The organism is Polynucleobacter sp. IMCC 30228, from assembly GCF_021395205.1.
GTDB lineage: Bacteria > Pseudomonadota > Gammaproteobacteria > Burkholderiales > Burkholderiaceae > Polynucleobacter.
The window spans coordinates 187,979-204,073 of record NZ_JAJVCS010000004.1 but is presented as its reverse complement, the minus strand read 5'-3'; the positions used below and the strand labels follow the sequence as shown (position 1 = coordinate 204,073).

At 46.6% G+C, this 16,095-nt stretch carries 21 protein-coding genes; 12 read left to right on the top strand and 9 right to left on the bottom strand.

Annotated features, from left to right (window positions below; all coding sequences use genetic code 11):
- The first annotated feature begins 3 nt into the window (after nucleotides 1-3).
- The 3 genes from mobA to LZT21_RS08680 are packed head-to-tail and all read left to right on the top strand — an operon-like array spanning nucleotide 4 to nucleotide 2,318.
- Nucleotides 4-687: a molybdenum cofactor guanylyltransferase MobA gene (gene mobA, locus LZT21_RS08690; protein ID WP_233990278.1), complete on the top strand. Its 684-nt coding sequence runs from the start codon at nucleotides 4-6 to the stop codon at nucleotides 685-687.
- Complete coding sequence (glp, locus tag LZT21_RS08685; RefSeq protein WP_233990277.1) at nucleotides 684-2,015, top strand: gephyrin-like molybdotransferase Glp; 1,332 nt, start codon at nucleotides 684-686, stop codon at nucleotides 2,013-2,015. The genes mobA and glp overlap by 4 nt, the downstream gene beginning before the upstream one ends.
- A 12-nt stretch (nucleotides 2,016-2,027) precedes the next feature.
- Nucleotides 2,028-2,318, top strand: a complete 291-nt coding sequence (locus tag LZT21_RS08680; RefSeq protein ID WP_233924376.1) for a hypothetical protein — start codon at nucleotides 2,028-2,030, stop codon at nucleotides 2,316-2,318.
- Between the two features lie 57 nt (nucleotides 2,319-2,375).
- Here LZT21_RS08680 and LZT21_RS08675 read toward each other — a convergent pair whose 3' ends face one another.
- Nucleotides 2,376-3,365, bottom strand: a complete 990-nt coding sequence (locus LZT21_RS08675; RefSeq protein WP_233924204.1) for a D-glycerate dehydrogenase — start codon at nucleotides 3,363-3,365, stop codon at nucleotides 2,376-2,378.
- A gap of 110 nt (nucleotides 3,366-3,475) precedes the next feature.
- Here LZT21_RS08675 and fdxA point away from each other — a divergent pair, with 110 nt between their 5' ends.
- Genes fdxA through LZT21_RS08655 form a run of 4 tightly spaced genes read left to right on the top strand, consistent with a single transcriptional unit; the run spans nucleotide 3,476 to nucleotide 6,190 of the window.
- Complete coding sequence (fdxA, locus tag LZT21_RS08670; RefSeq protein WP_233924203.1) at nucleotides 3,476-3,799, top strand: ferredoxin FdxA; 324 nt, start codon at nucleotides 3,476-3,478, stop codon at nucleotides 3,797-3,799.
- 29 nt (nucleotides 3,800-3,828) lie between these two features.
- A complete protein-coding gene (locus LZT21_RS08665) occupies nucleotides 3,829-4,875 on the top strand; it encodes an NAD(P)/FAD-dependent oxidoreductase (RefSeq protein WP_233990274.1) in 1,047 nt (348 codons plus the stop codon).
- A gap of 20 nt (nucleotides 4,876-4,895) precedes the next feature.
- On the top strand, nucleotides 4,896-5,690 hold the full coding sequence (locus LZT21_RS08660; RefSeq protein ID WP_233990273.1) for a thymidylate synthase: 795 nt from the start codon (nucleotides 4,896-4,898) through the stop codon (nucleotides 5,688-5,690).
- Nucleotides 5,691-5,701: 11 nt separating this feature from the next.
- The gene (locus LZT21_RS08655) at nucleotides 5,702-6,190 is read left to right on the top strand and encodes a dihydrofolate reductase (RefSeq protein WP_233924200.1); all 489 of its coding nucleotides are present in this window, start codon (nucleotides 5,702-5,704) and stop codon (nucleotides 6,188-6,190) included.
- Between the two features lie 22 nt (nucleotides 6,191-6,212).
- Here LZT21_RS08655 and pmbA read toward each other — a convergent pair whose 3' ends face one another.
- Nucleotides 6,213-7,559 carry a metalloprotease PmbA gene (gene pmbA, locus LZT21_RS08650; RefSeq protein WP_370634812.1) on the bottom strand — a complete coding sequence of 449 codons (1,347 nt, stop codon included), beginning with the start codon at nucleotides 7,557-7,559 and terminating at the stop codon, nucleotides 6,213-6,215.
- A gap of 26 nt (nucleotides 7,560-7,585) precedes the next feature.
- Between pmbA and mog the strand changes: the two genes are divergently transcribed.
- A complete protein-coding gene (mog, locus tag LZT21_RS08645) occupies nucleotides 7,586-8,209 on the top strand; it encodes a molybdopterin adenylyltransferase (protein ID WP_233924199.1) in 624 nt (207 codons plus the stop codon).
- Nucleotides 8,210-8,247: 38 nt separating this feature from the next.
- On the opposite strand, the gene orn is transcribed toward mog, so the two are convergent.
- Nucleotides 8,248-8,817: an oligoribonuclease gene (orn, locus tag LZT21_RS08640; RefSeq protein ID WP_233924198.1), complete on the bottom strand. Its 570-nt coding sequence runs from the start codon at nucleotides 8,815-8,817 to the stop codon at nucleotides 8,248-8,250.
- Between the two features lie 15 nt (nucleotides 8,818-8,832).
- On the opposite strand from orn, the gene LZT21_RS08635 reads away from it, so the two are divergent.
- Both LZT21_RS08635 and rsgA read left to right on the top strand, forming a co-directional pair.
- Entirely contained in the window at nucleotides 8,833-10,083 is a 1,251-nt protein-coding gene (locus LZT21_RS08635) for a M48 family metallopeptidase (protein WP_233924197.1), read from the top strand.
- Nucleotides 10,084-10,113: 30 nt separating this feature from the next.
- The gene (rsgA, locus tag LZT21_RS08630) at nucleotides 10,114-11,091 is read left to right on the top strand and encodes a ribosome small subunit-dependent GTPase A (RefSeq protein WP_233990271.1); all 978 of its coding nucleotides are present in this window, start codon (nucleotides 10,114-10,116) and stop codon (nucleotides 11,089-11,091) included.
- On the opposite strand, the gene LZT21_RS08625 is transcribed toward rsgA, so the two are convergent.
- From LZT21_RS08625 to rpsP, 6 genes are all read right to left on the bottom strand, one after another.
- Complete coding sequence (locus LZT21_RS08625; protein WP_233990269.1) at nucleotides 11,072-12,034, bottom strand: CobD/CbiB family protein; 963 nt, start codon at nucleotides 12,032-12,034, stop codon at nucleotides 11,072-11,074. The two genes, rsgA and LZT21_RS08625, sit on opposite strands and share 20 nt — an antisense overlap.
- Nucleotides 12,031-12,762, bottom strand: coding sequence for a CoA pyrophosphatase (locus LZT21_RS08620; RefSeq protein ID WP_233924194.1), 732 nt, complete (start codon nucleotides 12,760-12,762; stop codon nucleotides 12,031-12,033). The genes LZT21_RS08625 and LZT21_RS08620 overlap by 4 nt, the downstream gene beginning before the upstream one ends.
- Before the next feature lie 66 nt (nucleotides 12,763-12,828).
- The gene (rplS, locus tag LZT21_RS08615; RefSeq protein ID WP_233924193.1) at nucleotides 12,829-13,239 is read right to left on the bottom strand and encodes a 50S ribosomal protein L19; all 411 of its coding nucleotides are present in this window, start codon (nucleotides 13,237-13,239) and stop codon (nucleotides 12,829-12,831) included.
- A gap of 101 nt (nucleotides 13,240-13,340) precedes the next feature.
- Entirely contained in the window at nucleotides 13,341-14,090 is a 750-nt protein-coding gene (gene trmD, locus LZT21_RS08610) for a tRNA (guanosine(37)-N1)-methyltransferase TrmD (RefSeq protein ID WP_233924192.1), read from the bottom strand.
- Between the two features lie 13 nt (nucleotides 14,091-14,103).
- Entirely contained in the window at nucleotides 14,104-14,661 is a 558-nt protein-coding gene (rimM, locus tag LZT21_RS08605; protein ID WP_233990267.1) for a ribosome maturation factor RimM, read from the bottom strand.
- Between the two features lie 6 nt (nucleotides 14,662-14,667).
- Nucleotides 14,668-14,919 carry a 30S ribosomal protein S16 gene (gene rpsP, locus LZT21_RS08600; protein ID WP_233924190.1) on the bottom strand — a complete coding sequence of 84 codons (252 nt, stop codon included), beginning with the start codon at nucleotides 14,917-14,919 and terminating at the stop codon, nucleotides 14,668-14,670.
- A gap of 126 nt (nucleotides 14,920-15,045) precedes the next feature.
- On the opposite strand from rpsP, the gene LZT21_RS08595 reads away from it, so the two are divergent.
- Both LZT21_RS08595 and LZT21_RS08590 read left to right on the top strand, forming a co-directional pair.
- Nucleotides 15,046-15,606 (top strand): META domain-containing protein, encoded by a 561-nt coding sequence (locus tag LZT21_RS08595; protein WP_233924189.1) that lies wholly within the window; start codon nucleotides 15,046-15,048, stop codon nucleotides 15,604-15,606.
- 14 nt (nucleotides 15,607-15,620) lie between these two features.
- The gene (locus LZT21_RS08590; protein WP_233924188.1) at nucleotides 15,621-16,085 is read left to right on the top strand and encodes a hypothetical protein; all 465 of its coding nucleotides are present in this window, start codon (nucleotides 15,621-15,623) and stop codon (nucleotides 16,083-16,085) included.
- Nucleotides 16,086-16,095: the final 10 nt, after the last annotated feature.

The window sequence follows — 16,095 nt, the reverse complement described above, 5'->3', positions numbered from 1 at the left end:
CGAATGGCAGCAATCATAGCTTCATTACCGCCCTTAGTAATCACGGGCTTAGTCCTGGCAGGGGGTCGAGCAGAGCGGATGGGCGGAAGTGATAAAGGCTTAATACCCTACCTAGAAAAACCCCTGATCGAGACTGCGTTAACCCGCCTTCAAGATCAGGTAAGCACGATCCTAATTAATGCCAATCGCAATCACATGCGTTATGCAAGCTATGGCTACCCTGTTATTGCCGATGACAGTGCGGTTGAATCTGCACCATCTTATTTTGGTCCGCTCGCAGGTTTTATGGCTGGTCTGCGCCATTGTCAAACTGAATATCTCCTTACCGTGCCATGTGATTCACCGCTCTTTCCGCTTGATTTAGGCGCACGCTTAAGCGCTGAATTACTGCGCGGTCCATTTGATTTAGTATACGCATGCAGTATTGATAACACCGGGCATCAATGGAATCAAGCCGTTTTCTGCCTCATGAAAAAAACGGTTCAATTATCGCTTGCAGAATTTTTAGCAAGTGGTGCGCGGAAAATTGACCGCTGGTTTGAAAATGTCAATAGTAGTGCCGTACTTTTTGAAAATGAACAGGCCTTTGCAAATGCCAATACACCCGCAGAGCTAGCCTCGCTAGAAACATTGGCGCACCTCGAGAAGCAAAACAAAATTGCGGTGCAGTCCCAAATAAAAACATGACCCTCAATACCCCCACTAGCTCCTTATCCGTTATCGAGACCCGCCGTATTATCAGTGCATTAATTACCCAAATAAACGAAGAGGTACGCACAAAAAATGGGGGGCTTCAGAGCGAAACGATTGCACTTGAAAATGCGGTTAATCGTATTCTGGCTGAAGATCTTTTATCGCCAATGCATGTTCCCAACGCAGATAATTCCGCGATGGATGGTTATGCTTTTCAAGGTCACGTCAATGAAGCTGCTCATGCAGGGCAAAAAAAATTAAAAATCGTTGGTACGGCGTTCGCTGGAAAACCGTTCTTGGGTCAATTGGGCGCTCATGAATGCATCAAAATAATGACTGGCGCACTCATGCCTGCCGGCTGCGATACCGTTATTCCTCAAGAGCGCATTACAGAAATCATCTCTAACGCCGCTCACGAAAATGAATTGCTATTTCCGGCTAACGCCGTAAGGGTGGGAGAAAATCGTCGGCTACGGGGCGAAGATTTGCGTTTAGGCCAAGTTGCCATTCCTGCGGGACGTATTTTGCGGCCATCTGATTTGGGTTTAGCTGCCTCTTTGGGGATTAAAACCCTATCCGTGCGTAACAAAATACGGGTTGCCATTATCTCCTCTGGCAATGAATTACGGAGCCTTGGCCAAGCACTTGATACCGGTAGCGTCTACGATAGCAACCGGTATAGCCTTATTGGCCTGCTCACTCGCCTCAATTTAGAGATAATCGATTGCGGAATTGTGCAAGACGATCCAGTGGCCTTAAAAAAAGCCTTTTGTGCCGCAACCTTAAAGGCTGATGTGCTCATTTCATCGGGTGGCGTCTCCGTTGGTGAGGCAGACTTTACCAAGCAAGTCCTGCAAGAGTTGGGTGATATTGGCTTTTGGCAGATTGCGATGCGCCCAGGTAGGCCGATGGCTTTTGGAGTACTAAAACCGCTGGCGGACGCTGCCAACTCTCCAGAAGCTAAAAATAGTACCTTATTTTTCGGCTTACCAGGCAATCCAGTAGCGGTGATGGTGACGTTTTATCAGTTCGTCCGCGCGGCGCTACTGCAATTGAATGGCGCAACCCAGACCGCTGTCCCCACCATTCAAGTGCGCTCTGGCGAAGCAATTCGAAAAAAACCCGGGCGCACCGAATTTCAACGGGGTATTGTTACGCTTGATGATGCTGGGCAAGCCACAGTTCGGACTACTGGCAGCCAAGGAGCAGGCATCTTACGCTCGATGAGTGAAGCCAACTGCTTTATTGTTTTGCCGGCGGAACAAGGCAATATTCAGGTTGGTGATTTAGTTAATGTAGAGATTTTTGAAGGACTGCTTTAAGATTACGGCATGATGAAATTAACTAAAAAAGAAATAACCTTCCTTGATCCTATGCATACCGCCAAAACCTTAGTTTTGGTTTACTTATGCTTTTCAGTTCCAATCGTGCTTTTAGCCCTCTTTGTTGCCTTTATTCGTGATGGCGCAATACCGGGATTTACAGTGCTGTCTGCTCTTATTCTTAATGCTGTTCTTGGCTTTGGCTTGCTTTGGGTAGCCTGCAAGGTTTATAACTGGGTTGCCAATAATTTCGGCGGTATCGAGTTAGCCTTGAAAGAGGTGCCCGAAGAAACCAATGACTGATTATTAATGCAGAAAATACGCTCGCTGTGAATTCTTTTGGCCAATCAATAAAAATAATTACTTCAGTACTTCAGGATTAATCAAGCTGGGCGGCCTATCACCTGCCAAAGCAGCGCGCACATTTTGAATCGCTAAATCAACCATTGCGCGCCGCGTTTTTTCTGTACCACTAGCAATATGCGGCGCCAACACCACATTACTGAGTTTTAATAAATCAGGGTGCACAACGGGCTCACCTTCAAACACATCGAGGCCAGCGGCAAAAATTTTCTTTTCTCGTAAGGCTTGTGCCAGAGCTACATCATCTACGATCCCGCCCCGCGCAATATTTACTAATGTCGCGGTAGGCTTCATCAGCGCAATTTCTTTTGCGCCTATGGTGTGATGATTGTCAGCGGAATAAGGCAAAACTAAAATGACATGATCAGCTTGACGGAGCAAGCTCTCTTTATCAACATACGTGGCTCCACAGGCCATTTCATCGGCCTCGGGTAAGCGCCGACGATTGTTATAAATCACTTTCATGCCGAAACCTAAAGCCCGTTTTGCAATCCCTTGACCGATCCGGCCCATACCAATAATGCCCAAAGTACTGCCATGAATATCCATACCTAAAGGGTTGTTGGTAATCGACCATTGGTCCCATTGACCATTACGAATCCAATGTTCAGATTCAGTAACGCGCCGCGCCGTAGCCATCAATAGCGCAAACCCAAAATCAGCGGTGGTATTCGTCAAAACATCAGGTGTATTTGTCGCCATCACACCTGCGGCAGTAATGGCGGGTACATCAAAATTGTTATAGCCAACCGAAATATTGGCAACAATTTTTAGTTTTTTTGCCTGGGCCAATGCGTTCGCATCGATCCGTTCGCTGCCGGCTACCAGGGCCGCATCGACTTCGCTTAAGTATTTTTGCAGTTCGGCTGGCGTGAACACACGATCGGCCTGATTATCGATGACTTCAAAAGACTCATGCAAAGCAGCCAAAGCATCGGGGAAAATTGACCTAGCAACTAAGATTTTGGGTTTGTGGCTTGTATTCATCCCTAAACTTTACAACAAGCTGGAAATTGGGGTGCTTGGCGCTTTTAGCTTCATTTCGGCTAAAATCAAGTATCCGCCTTTTATGGGCTTTTATTTATCGACCTAAAATCATGACTTACGTTGTTACTGAATCCTGTATCCGTTGCAAATATACCGATTGCGTTGATGTTTGCCCCGTAGACTGTTTCCGCGAAGGCCCTAATTTTCTCTCAATCGATCCTGATGAGTGCATCGATTGCGCGGTCTGCGTTCCCGAATGCCCTGTGAATGCCATTTATGCAGAGGATGACGTACCTGGAGATCAACAAGCGTTTATTCAACTCAACGTTGAACTGTCTCGCCTCTGGCCTTCAATTACCAAATCAAAGGCGCCGTTAGCTGATGCCGATGAATGGCAAGACGTTAAAGATAAACTTAACGAATTAGTTAAGTAAACTGTGAGCTGCACTTTTTAGGACTATTTGTGTCACTCCCCCCTATTGAAGCCGATGCCGTCATTATTGGCGCCGGACCCGTTGGACTTTTTCAAGTCTTTGAGCTTGGCCTTTTAGAAATTAAAGCCCATGTAATCGACTCTTTGCCGGTCGTCGGTGGCCAATGCGTGGAGTTATATCCTGATAAGCCTATTTACGATATCCCCGCTGTACCCATGTGTACCGGGCAAGAGCTCACCGATAATTTAATGAAACAAATTGAGCCTTTTGGCGCCCAATTTCATTTGGGGCAAGAAGTGACTGAGGTAGAAAAACGCAGCGATGGCCGCTTCGATCTGCGCACTACTTTAGGCACTCATCTCATCACGAAAACAATTTTTATTGCCGCTGGTGTGGGCTCATTTCAAGCGCGCACCATTAAAATTGATGGCATTGAAGCGTTCGAAAATAAACAACTGTTTTATCGCGTCAAAGATCCAACCCAATTTGCTGGCAAAAATATCGTCATTTGTGGTGGCGGCGATTCCGCTCTCGATTGGGCACTCAATTTTGTTGGTAAAGCGGAAAGTGTCATCTTAATTCATCGCCGCGATGGTTTTAAAGCTGCGCCTAGCTCAGTAGCAAAAATGAAGGAGTTATGTGCCAACTATGAAATGCAATTTGAGGTTGGACAAATTACCGGCTTCGAAGAACGCGATGGCCACCTAAGGGAAATTAAAGTCACTGGTAGTGATGGGGTTACGCGGCGGATGCCACTCGATGTTTTACTAGTTTTCTTTGGCCTTTCACCCAAATTGGGCCCCATTGCTAATTGGGGCTTAGGTATTGATCGCAAGCAACTTACCGTCGATACCGAGCGCTTTGAAACAACCGTTCCCGGCATCTTTGCGGTGGGTGACATCAATATCTATCCAGGCAAGAAAAAACTGATCTTGTCAGGTTTTCATGAAGCCGCCTTGGCGGCATTCGGGTGTGTGCAATATATTTATCCTGATAAAAAGGTGCACCTGCAATACACCACCACCTCAACTAAGTTACATAAAGTCCTTGGTGTTGAATCGCCTATTTTTGATTAATTGCTTAAAGACAGCTGCTAATGCACCAATACCATGACTTAATGAAAGCAGTATTGGTACAAGGCGTTGATAAGGCTGATCGCACTGGTACTGGGACCAAATCGATTTTTGGCTATCAAATGCGTTTCGATTTGGCTGCGGGTTTTCCCATGGTCACTACCAAAAAACTCCACCTCAAATCGATTGTGTATGAATTACTGTGGTTTCTGAATGGAAGTACAAATAATCAGTGGCTGAAAGACCGTGGCGTTTCTATTTGGGATGAGTGGGCTGCACCCGATGGCGAACTCGGCCCTATTTATGGCTATCAGTGGCGCTCATGGCCAGCGCCAAATGGCCAACATATTGATCAAATTCAAGAGCTCATGGCAACCCTACAATCGAACCCCGACTCACGCCGAATGATTGTGTCGGCGTGGAATGTAGCAGACATTCCTCGCATGGCACTCGCCCCCTGTCATGCCTTCTTTCAATTTTATGTCGCGAACAATAAGCTATCGTGTCAACTCTATCAGCGTAGCGCTGATATTTTCCTTGGCGTACCTTTTAATATAGCCAGTTATGCAGTCCTTACCCATATGGTTGCTCAGCAAGCTAATTTAGAAGTGGGAGACTTTATTTGGACCGGTGGCGATTGCCATCTGTATAACAATCATTTAGCCCAAGTAGAAATGCAATTAGCGCGTGAACCCTTTCCTCTGCCTACATTGCAATTTCGCCGTAAGCCCGCTTCCTTATTTGACTATGAGTTTGACGATTTTGAAGTACTGAACTATCAGTCTCATTCCCATATCAAGGCTCCTGTCGCCATCTAAACCAATCGAATATGACTAATCCAGCCATTGCTTTTATCGTTGCTCGCACCCGTAACCACGTCATTGGCAAAGACAATCAAATACCCTGGAAGATTTCTGCTGACTTGCAATTCTTTAAACGCGTCACTATGGGGCATCCCATTATTATGGGGCGAAAGACTTGGGATTCTATTGGCCGGCCATTACCAGGACGGCGGAACTTGGTTATCAGTCGTAATACCGACTTGCAATTAGCTGGGGCGGAAGTGATGCATTCGCTAGACGATGCCCTGAAGCAGCTTGCTGACGTTCCGCGGGTATTCATTATTGGTGGCCAACAATTATTTACCCAGGCTTTTGCAAAAGCCGACCAACTTTATCTTACCGAAATTGATCTAGATATTACTGGAGATACTTTTTTTGCAGTTCCTGACCCACAAAATTGGCAGGAAATCGAATGTGTCGAAGGTCAAGAAGGGGAAATTCATTTCCGTTTTTTAACGCTAGAGCGCAAAAAATAGTTGCGCAAATAAACGCACTGGCTTATTTACCACCAATAGTCATTGAGCCAATGAGGAGTGAGCCCGACTCCTTCGAGCCTCGCACTAAAACATCACTGCCCACCATTTGAATATCAAGCAACATTTCGCGTAAATTACCCGCAATCGTAATTTCTTCAACTGGATATTGAATTTCTCCCTGCTCGACCCAGTAACCAAAGGCTCCGCGCGAGTAATCGCCAGTGACATAATTGACCCCTTGACCCATTAATTCGGTCACGAGTAGGCCGGTACCCATCGCCTTCAGTAGTGCGGGTAAACCGCCCGATACGGTATTGTTACTCGCCAAGCGAAGATGATGTGAGCCACCTGCATTGCCAGTACTTTGAAGGCCTAATTTTCGTGCGGTGTAAGTCGATAAAAAATAAGCTTGCAGAACACCGTTTGCAACTACCGTGCGAGCCTGTGTTTTAACACCCTCTTCATCGAATGGTGCACTACCGCTAATACCAGGAATATGTGGATCTTCATATAAGCTAAGGTGACTTGCCAAAACAGCTTTACCCAAACTATCTAATAAAAAACTCGAGCGCCGATATAAAGCGCCCCCAGAAACAGCCTGCACAAAAGAGCCTAATAAACCAGCGGCCACTGGCGCCTCAAAAATAACGGGGCAACGCTGCGTGCGAATTGACCGTGCTTTGAGGCGAGCCAAGGCACGCTGAGCTGCATAGCGCCCAATTTCGGCGGGCGGAGCTAATTGAGTTGGAATACGTGAGCTGGAATACCAATCGTCACGCTGCATAGACGGTCTTTTGCCCGTTGTACTCGCGATGGGTGCACATGAAATAAAGTGGCGTGAATAGGCATAGCCGCCTAAAAACCCTTGGCTACTAGCCAAAATAAAATGACCTTGATGCGTTGAGACAGAAGCGCCATCACTATTTTGAATTTGGGGGCTCACTGCAAATGCAGCCGCCTCGGCAGAGCGTGCTATTTCAATAGCGTCTATGGCTTCAATATCCCAAGGATGAAATAAATCGAGATTCAGGGGATTTTTTTCAAGCAAATCATACTCTGGGAGACCTGCACAATCATCCTCGGCAGTATGTTGAGCTATATGAAAGGCGGCTTCGACGGTAGCCCGTAGCGAGGTCGGTGAAAAGTCGCTAGTACTTGCATTACCGCGTCGCTGTCCCAAATAAAGACTTACCCCCACTTGTTTATCGAGGCTTTGCTCTATGGTCTCAATTTCTCCCTTGCGGGTGGTTACAGCTAGCCCATGGCCCTCAGAAATCTCTGCAGCGGCATCGCTCGCCCCTAAACGACTGGCTTCTGCCAGCATAAATTGCACAATTAATTGAAATTGCTCAGTAGTATAGGTAAACATACCCTAATAATAGCTAGAATAGCGATATGAAGCATACCGAAGCTTGGCACCGCAGTACCCCCAATGAACTGAAGATTGGTTTGGTCTCGGTTTCCGACCGAGCCAGTCAAGGGGTATATACCGATCAAGGCATTCCTGCCTTGCGCGCTTGGCTTGATCAGGCCCTAGTCTCTCCCCATGTTTTTGTTGAGCGCCTCATCCCTGATACCCAAGAACTCATTACCGTCACCTTAATTGAGCTGGTCGATGAGTATGCCTGCGATTTAGTTCTCACCACTGGCGGCACTGGCCCCTCTCGGCGCGATATTACCCCCGAGGCGACTTTAGAGGCGGGGACAAAAATCATGCCTGGATTTGGTGAACAAATGCGGCAAATTAGCTTGCATTTTGTACCCACCGCTATTCTTTCACGGCAGCTTGCAGTCTTGCGTGAAATTGTTGACCATGCTGCTTTAATTATTAATTTACCTGGGCAACCGAAGTCCATTCAAGAAACGCTAGAAGGCCTTAAAGATGCTGATGGCAAAGTACTGGTTCCAGGTATTTTTGCCGCAGTACCTTATTGCATAGACCTCATTGGCGGGCCTTATATGGAAACGAATGAAGCAGTAGTGAAAGCTTTTCGACCAAAAAGTGCATTGAAAAAATAGCGATTGCCGTCAAGCGACCCTGCTTTTGCGCTAATTCGCTAATTGGGGGTAATAAAGAATTTTTCGCGGTAATACTTCAACTCTTCAATCGATTCTAAAATATCCGCTAAAGCAGTATGGGCTTGCTGCTTCGCAAAGCCTTTCATTAAATTGGGTTGCCAGCGTTTCGCCAATTCTTTAATGGTTGATACATCCACATTGCGATAATGAAAAAACGCTTCGAGCTTTGGCATATAACGCGCCATAAAACGGCGGTCTTGACAAATTGAATTGCCGCACATAGGAGAAACGCCCGCTTTCAGATATTGCTTAAGAAAATCGATGGCGGCCTGCTCAACCATGGCTTCGTCAAGCACTGAGGCCTTGACTTTATCGATTAGCCCAGATTTACTGTGGGTGCCAGTGTTCCAAGAGTCCATGCCGTCTAAAACTGCATCGCTTTGATGCACTACGAAAACGGGTGCGGTAGCCAGTAAGTTCAAGTTTGCATCGGTAATGACCAAGGCAATTTCCAGAATTCGATCACTATCAGGTTTAAGTCCTGACATTTCCATATCAATCCAAATTAATGACTCACTAGCAGTACTTAGGGCAGTTTTTTCACTCATAACTATAATCATCTCATGACCTTCACAATTATCTTCTTGAGCGCCTTTTTTCTTAGCTTTGGCATACGCTACTGGCTTGCCCAGCGGCAAATAAGGTATGTCGCCCAACATCGTGATGTCGTCCCGGCCGAATTTGCGACAAGGATCTCTTTGGTAGAACATCAAAAAGCTGCCGACTACACCATCGCCAAATTACGCTTAGGCACTATTGAAAACATTCTGAGTGCCATCGTCTTAATCTCCTTCACGCTCTTGGGGGGTCTTGAATACTTAAATCAACAACTCACGCAATGGCTTGGGAATGGCATTTCGCAACAAATCGCTTTACTGTGCAGCATCTTCATCATTACTGGGGTGCTCGATTTACCCTTTAGTTGGTACAAGCAATTCAAGCTTGAAGAGGCCTTTGGCTTTAATCGCATGACCCTAAAACTGTTTTGCCTCGATTTATTAAAGGGCGTGGTCTTAGGTGCTGCTTTGGGCCTACCACTGCTGTGGGTAATCCTAAGCTTAATGGCTGAGGCAGGGCCGCTCTGGTGGCTGTGGACTTGGTTTGTCTGGACTGCATTCAATGGCCTATTACTGTGGCTATTTCCAACCTTTATTGCACCACTGTTTAACAAATTTAAAGCCCTTGAAGATGGTCCCCTCAAAATTCAAATTGAACAACTTTTAAAGCGCTGTGACTTTGCTAGTCAAGGCCTCTTTGTGATGGATGGCAGTACCCGCAGTGCCCACGGTAATGCTTATTTCACGGGAATTGGCAAGGCGAAGCGAATTGTTTTTTTCGATACGCTGATTGAAAAACTAAACCCGGGCGAAGTCGAGGCAGTTTTAGCGCATGAGTTAGGCCACTTCAAACGTAAACATATCCGCAAACGTTTATTGGTGTCATTTGCCCTCAGCTTAGTGGTATTAGCACTCTTAGGCTGGCTTAGTGGGCAACCTTGGTTCTATTTTGATCTGGGTGTCACACCGAGTCTGTCTGGCTATAACGGCGGTTTAGCATTGGCCTTATTTATGTTGGTGTCACCCGTATTTGGTTTTTTCCTTACCCCCCTTAATAGCCTTGCTTCTCGTAAACATGAATATGAGGCCGATAACTTTGCGGCTGAAAAATCGTCTGCGAGCGATTTAATTTCAGCATTAGTGAAGCTCTATCAAGACAATGCGTCAACCTTAACTCCCGATCCGCTCTACACCGCATTCTATAGCTCACATCCCCCTGCACCGCTGCGCATTGCGAATTTAAAGCAAAGCCGCTGATGCACTCTTAACCCCAATGGCTCGCGTTCCATGTCGCTTAGTCGCGCCCTACTAATAGCTTCGTATGGCAGGCATTATTTAGCCCAAACTCTGCGTACCGATGTATCTAAGCATCAATCCCATGGCGGGCCACTGATCGAAGTGACCACGCCAGGCAAACGCCATTTGGGTGCAGTGGGTGATATTTTGCAATTAGAAAGAAGTTCTGATAGACAAGCGCGCTTAGTTGAAATTGAGCCCCGCCGTAATTTGCTTTATCGCTCCGATGCATTTAAAAGTAAATTAATCGCTGCTAATGTGGATCAAATCCTCGTGGTCTTGGCAACTCAACCCGCTTTTTCTCCAGACCTGCTAGGGCGTGCAGTTGTGGCAGCAGAGGCCAATCAAATTGGTTTACATATCTTGCTTAATAAATGTGACTTAAGCGACTCAATTGAAACTGCGCGAAAATTGATTGAGCCCTATGCACGCATGGGCTATCCAGTGAGTGAAGTCTCCGCAAAATTTGATACCGCCTCACTCGAGCGTCTTCATGGCGCGCTGCAGGGTAAAGTTTCTGTACTGGTTGGCCAATCGGGTATGGGTAAATCAAGTTTACTGAATGCTTGGGTACCCAATGCCGCGGCCGTCACCCAAGAGTATTCTGTGCGCCTTGATACCGGCAAACATACAACTACTGCCTGTCGCTATTTTAATTTACCCAGTGAATGGGGCATAGCAGATGGTAAATTAGGCGCCCTTATCGACTCACCCGGTTTTCAAGAATTTGGTCTTGCTCATCTCTCAGTGAGTGAGTTACAACATGCATTTCGCGAGTTCAAAGACTATCTGGGGCACTGTCGTTTTCATAATTGCGCCCATGAAACAGAGCCTGGCTGTGTGATTCGTGAAGCGGTTGCTAAGCACATAATTGCACCAGAGCGTTTGGCTTTATTTCGTCAACTACGCTCAGACTCGCAAACCGCTGATATCCAAATGATGGGTATTACTACAGCCAAACAGCGATAGTCAACATTGCCAACAAAATCATTAGAGCAATAATCACGCGCCAGACTAAACCAATTGCCGAACGCAATGTTCTTTCACTAGGCTCAAGCCCTACATCATAAATTGGCGCGTCACCCGCCTCAGCCATGCGTAAAGCTTCTTCACTATCAGGCTCACGTAAAGGCTCACCTAAGCGAACACCCAGAGCGCCACTACCGGCCGCTAAAATCACTGCTGATAATTCATCAGTCCACTTATGCGTGAGATAGCGCCAAGCATAGATGGTGTCTTCAAAATTTCCAGCCAAAGCAAAACTCATCGCCGTTAAACGTGCCGGCACCCAATCGAGCACATAAAAGAAATGACGGGCAGCCGCTTCTAAATTATGTGAATTGGGCACATGCTTACCCCAACGCTCGGCGGCCATATCGGCCAAACGGTATAAAACAACGCCGCCAGGCCCTAGGGGCATCAGAAACCAAAAAAATACGCCAAATACATGACGATGCGAGCCAATAATGGCTTTTTCTAAAGCCAAAGAAATAATCTCAATTTCATTTAAATGTGCAAGCTCTAAATCGGGTCCATACCACTCACCCAATGCAAGGCGCGCTGCTGGCAGATCATGGTTTTGAATGGCCTGATGCACCGCTGTAAAAGAATGACTAAATTGACGAAAACCAAAGAACCAATACACAATTAAGACATTCCAGAAGAAAGCCAAAATTGGATACGTCATCATGCAAGCAATGTGAATAATAAAAACTAAAAAGGTTGGCAAAATAAAAGCAATCAAACAGGCGAGGCGAGCCCCAACTGGAGTGGCACCCTGCCCAGCTTTGCCGCTAAATTCTTTGGCAACCCAATCTAGCCAAGCAACACTCCAACGACGAACCCAATGCTGTGCATTGACTTGCCGATATTGTTCAGCAATGAGGGCAAAGAGAATGGAGAAGAAAATCATACTTTAAGTAAATGATAAAGGTTGCGCAGCATACCTGCTGTAGCACCCCAAATAAAACGATTTTCGAAGGGCATCGCGTAAAACCGACGACTGCCCTGCTCGCTAGTTGCCACGCGCACTTGGTGATGGGCCGGATTCATTAAGAATGTTAAAGGCACCTCAAACGCGTCAGCCACTTCGAATTCATCTAAAACATAATTGGTCTGTGGATGCACTAAACCTACGATGGGAGTAACGCGATACCCCGAGACCGTTAAATATTCAGGCAATTGACCTAGTAACTCAACCTGATCAGCTGCTAGCCCAACCTCCTCATAACTCTCACGTAAGGCGGTCACCGCAGCGCTACTATCGCTTGACTCCATGCGCCCCCCAGGAAAGCTAATTTGCCCCGCATGGTCGTGAAGATGATCGGTTCTTTGCGTCAATAAAACAGCTATACCAGCTGCTCGTAAGACCAGCGGAATCAGCACTGCAGCTTGAGTCGAAAGGCCTTGTGCTTGGCGCTGCGCAATAATATCGCTGGCCATCACATGGCGATTTTCATCGGTAATTTCCGGCGTCCATATTGGTGGCGCAATAAAACGCTGGCGCAATTGATCGGGTAGTAGCCTACTACTTGCAATTGATGGCTCGCCAGCACAATTAGACTGAATCGGAACCGCCTGCGGATTAAACCCAAGTGGTACGGCAATCGAGGTAGCGGACGGCGAAAGTTTAGACATCATTGGACTATTTTAGGGTAATAAAAAAGGCGACTGTAGTCGCCTTAGTTTTGCCGCTGAAAAATGCCCTTATTCAGTGGCAGGCGCTTCAACAACTTCAGCAACCACCGCTTTAACGCGGGCTTGCAACTTTTCTTTAATACGCGCAGATTTGCCTGAGCGATCGCGCAAGTAATAGAGCTTGGCACGACGAACATCGCCGCGACGCTTCACCTCAATATTAGCAATTAGGGGTGAATATAACTGAAAGGTTCGCTCGACCCCTTCTCCAGAGGAAATTTTTCGCACAATAAAGCTGGAATTCAGGCCACGGTTGCGTTTTGCAATCACGACGCCTTCAAAAGCCTGTGTTCGCTTACGCGTGCCCTCAACCACATTGACACTAACCACAATGGTATCGCCAGGCGCAAAGCTCGGCATTTTTTTATTAGCACTGAGACGAGCAATTTCTTCTTGCTCAATTTTTTCAATCAAATTCATTACAACTCCTTAAACATCATGTCTGCGTTTAATCCCGTTTACCTCTTAGTAATAAATACCTGAGAGCGGACCAGATAGAGGATGCAATTAAACCATTTTTATTAAGCTAGAGAATGAAGAAACTGCTCATCCTCTTGACTTAATAACCCTTTTGCACGAGCAGACTCAATGAGATCTGGTCGTAACCTTTTTGTCAGCGCCAAAGACTGCTGCCGACGCCAACCCATTATTTTAGCGTGATGTCCGCCTAAAAGCACGTCCGGCACAGATAAATTACCAACTATTTCTGGTCGGGTGTAGTGCGGATAGTCCAAAAGGCCATTTATAAAGCTATCTTGGGCTGCTGACTCTTGATCCCCAAGGGCCCCAGGAATTAAGCGAATCACCGCATCCATCATCGCCATGGCAGGTAATTCACCCCCAGAAAGCACAAAATCCCCCAAAGAAAGCTGTAAATCGACCTTGCGCTCAATAAAACGCTGGTCAACTGCCTCGTACCTACCGCAAATTAGGGTTAAATTACCGTAATTGAGGATATCTGCTGCTATCTGTTGCGAAAATGCTTTTCCTTGCGGGGCTAAAAGGCAGACTGGGCCTGAACGAATGCCTAGCTGTTGATGTTGCGCCTGAATTGCCTCGACCGCATCTTCAAGCGGCTTGGCCATCATCACCATGCCAGGACCACCGCCATAAGCCCTATCATCGACTGTTTTACGGGCATCAGTAGAAAAATCCCTTGGATTCCAAAGACTTACGCTAGTTAGCTGGTGCTCACATGCACGCCCTGTTACACCCCACTTGGTCAAAGCGGAGAACATTTCGGGAAAGATGGTAACGACATCAAAGCGCATTGAAGCCCCTTTCTTACCAGTCGGCTTGCCAATCAAGCTCAATGGTACGGGAAGATAAATCCACTTTTTTAATGATTTCGGGTACAAAGGGAATCAGGATAGGTTTTGGTCCGACTGACAAGATCGGGTGGGCTGCGTTATCCGTAATCTCGATTACCTCGCCCAAATCTTCCCCCTGGAGATTAATTACTTTACAGGCGATCAAATCAACCCAGTAATACGCGTCATTCTCAGGCTTTGGAAAATCGCTTCGTCTCGCTAAAATACGACCGCCCTTTAAAGCTAAGGCTGCATCACGATCAGTTACCCCCTCTAGGTGGAGCACGACTAAGCCACTATGGCTCTTCGCCTGCTTAACAGCATATTTTTGGGGGGAGAAAACTGAACTAGGAGACTTTTCACCAGCGGCATCTTCCGCCAAATGGGGGCGCAACGACAACCAAACCGACTTAATTGCTAATAGGGCAACGGGATCTGGGGAAAAAGGGCGAACTTTAATTCCGCCCTGCAAGGCTTGTGCATCTTGAATTTGGCCTAGCTCAACTAAATCGTCTGGCAGTGAATCAGCCACCTCAGCTTAAACTACAGCAGCAGGATGATCTTTGATCAAGCGTTTTACAGTCGGCGAAATTTGAGCACCGACGGTAGTCCAGTAAGTCATGCGTTCTTGCGCAATACGCATGGCCTGCTCGGATTCAACAGCATTCGGGTTGAAATAACCCAGACGCTCAATGAAGTTCGAGTCACGACGATTGCGTTTATCGGTTGCAACAATGCTATAAAAGGGGCGGTTCTTAGAACCTCCACGTGCCAGTCGAATGACGACCATACTTATTCCTTAAAATCTAAAATGAAAACGGGTTATTGATGACTCATGCCAAAGCAGAGAACCCCATATTCTAGATGAAAACCGTGCTTTGAGCCATCAAATTCCCTAACCTATCATTAGCTAGATATGAAAAACCCCTTAAAAACAACATCTTATACGCCATCTAGGCCCCTATCGGCGATCTGCTTATCGCCTATTAAAGGCATCGTCATCAGCTGCTTACTAGGCCTTCTTACCGCCTGCAGCAGCCTTACCCCACCTTGCGCCGCTAGAGTAAGCCCGCCTTATGCGGAATTGCGCGGCACTAAGTGGGAACTGATACGTTGGAATTTACCCCCCAATACTGCCGGAGAGGTGCGTCAGCGACCAATTCCTCAAGGGGATCTGGGCCAGCCGATTCAATTTGAATTCGCTCCTCAAGGCCTCATCATCAGTGGTTTTACTGGCTGCAACCGCTTTACTGGTGAGATTGTTGAGGAAGCACGAGGTATTAGCATTGAACGCGTGGCTAGTACCCGTATGTCTTGTTCGGGCCCAAGAAATGAATTAGAAAATGATTTTCTTTATGAACTCAATGATTATCGTAATCTAGTGCGTGATGGTGATCGACTGCTCCTCATTGGTCGTGACCGTGAAGTGCTCAGCTTTATACAACGACCCGCCTCCATAAACCCAAAAAAGAATTAAGAGAGTAACGCTACTTGCCCACTATCCAAATTAAACGGAAATCAAAACTGCTCTTTTGCGCCCTTGGCCTACTTTTGCCTGGCACAGGCATGAATTGTTTTTATTTGCGCGGCCTTTCCTCATTTTGGGCTTGGTCTCAGTTACTCGCCCTGCTTTTAGGTTGCATCGGCTGGACCATCTTGCAGGGTGCCGAATTAAATTCCGTACTCGGCTGGATATTATTAACGCTAGGCTTTATTTCTTTAGAGGCCAGTTGGCTAACGACAATTGCCTTTGGTTTACGTACCGATCAACGCTGGGATGCCCAATTCAATCCCTTAATTGACCCGCAGCAAGCTACTCAATCAGGCTGGCTAACCGTGTTAACCGTGATTTTTTCGTTGGTCTTCGGGGCTGGAGTAATGATGACTTTTCTAGCGATTGCATTTGAGCAATTTTTTATTGCCCAATTGGCAGAAGCGCGTAAACTCTCGCAATAAAAAATAGTGT

Coding starts and splice junctions, on each gene's coding strand:
- LZT21_RS08675 (WP_233924204.1), bottom strand. CDS start 3,365: ATGAATACAAGCCACAAACCCAAAATCTTAGTTGCTAGGTCAATTTTC.
- glp (WP_233990277.1), top strand. CDS start 684: ATGACCCTCAATACCCCCACTAGCTCCTTATCCGTTATCGAGACCCGC.
- rsgA (WP_233990271.1), top strand. CDS start 10,114: ATGTCGCTTAGTCGCGCCCTACTAATAGCTTCGTATGGCAGGCATTAT.
- LZT21_RS08620 (WP_233924194.1), bottom strand. CDS start 12,762: ATGATGTCTAAACTTTCGCCGTCCGCTACCTCGATTGCCGTACCACTT.
- LZT21_RS08655 (WP_233924200.1), top strand. CDS start 5,702: ATGACTAATCCAGCCATTGCTTTTATCGTTGCTCGCACCCGTAACCAC.
- LZT21_RS08680 (WP_233924376.1), top strand. CDS start 2,028: ATGAAATTAACTAAAAAAGAAATAACCTTCCTTGATCCTATGCATACC.
- LZT21_RS08595 (WP_233924189.1), top strand. CDS start 15,046: ATGAAAAACCCCTTAAAAACAACATCTTATACGCCATCTAGGCCCCTA.
- LZT21_RS08635 (WP_233924197.1), top strand. CDS start 8,833: ATGACCTTCACAATTATCTTCTTGAGCGCCTTTTTTCTTAGCTTTGGC.
- mog (WP_233924199.1), top strand. CDS start 7,586: ATGAAGCATACCGAAGCTTGGCACCGCAGTACCCCCAATGAACTGAAG.
- mobA (WP_233990278.1), top strand. CDS start 4: ATGGCAGCAATCATAGCTTCATTACCGCCCTTAGTAATCACGGGCTTA.
- LZT21_RS08660 (WP_233990273.1), top strand. CDS start 4,896: ATGCACCAATACCATGACTTAATGAAAGCAGTATTGGTACAAGGCGTT.
- rplS (WP_233924193.1), bottom strand. CDS start 13,239: ATGAATTTGATTGAAAAAATTGAGCAAGAAGAAATTGCTCGTCTCAGT.
- orn (WP_233924198.1), bottom strand. CDS start 8,817: ATGAGTGAAAAAACTGCCCTAAGTACTGCTAGTGAGTCATTAATTTGG.
- trmD (WP_233924192.1), bottom strand. CDS start 14,090: ATGCGCTTTGATGTCGTTACCATCTTTCCCGAAATGTTCTCCGCTTTG.
- pmbA (WP_370634812.1), bottom strand. CDS start 7,559: ATGTTTACCTATACTACTGAGCAATTTCAATTAATTGTGCAATTTATG.
- rpsP (WP_233924190.1), bottom strand. CDS start 14,919: ATGGTCGTCATTCGACTGGCACGTGGAGGTTCTAAGAACCGCCCCTTT.
- fdxA (WP_233924203.1), top strand. CDS start 3,476: ATGACTTACGTTGTTACTGAATCCTGTATCCGTTGCAAATATACCGAT.
- LZT21_RS08625 (WP_233990269.1), bottom strand. CDS start 12,034: ATGATTTTCTTCTCCATTCTCTTTGCCCTCATTGCTGAACAATATCGG.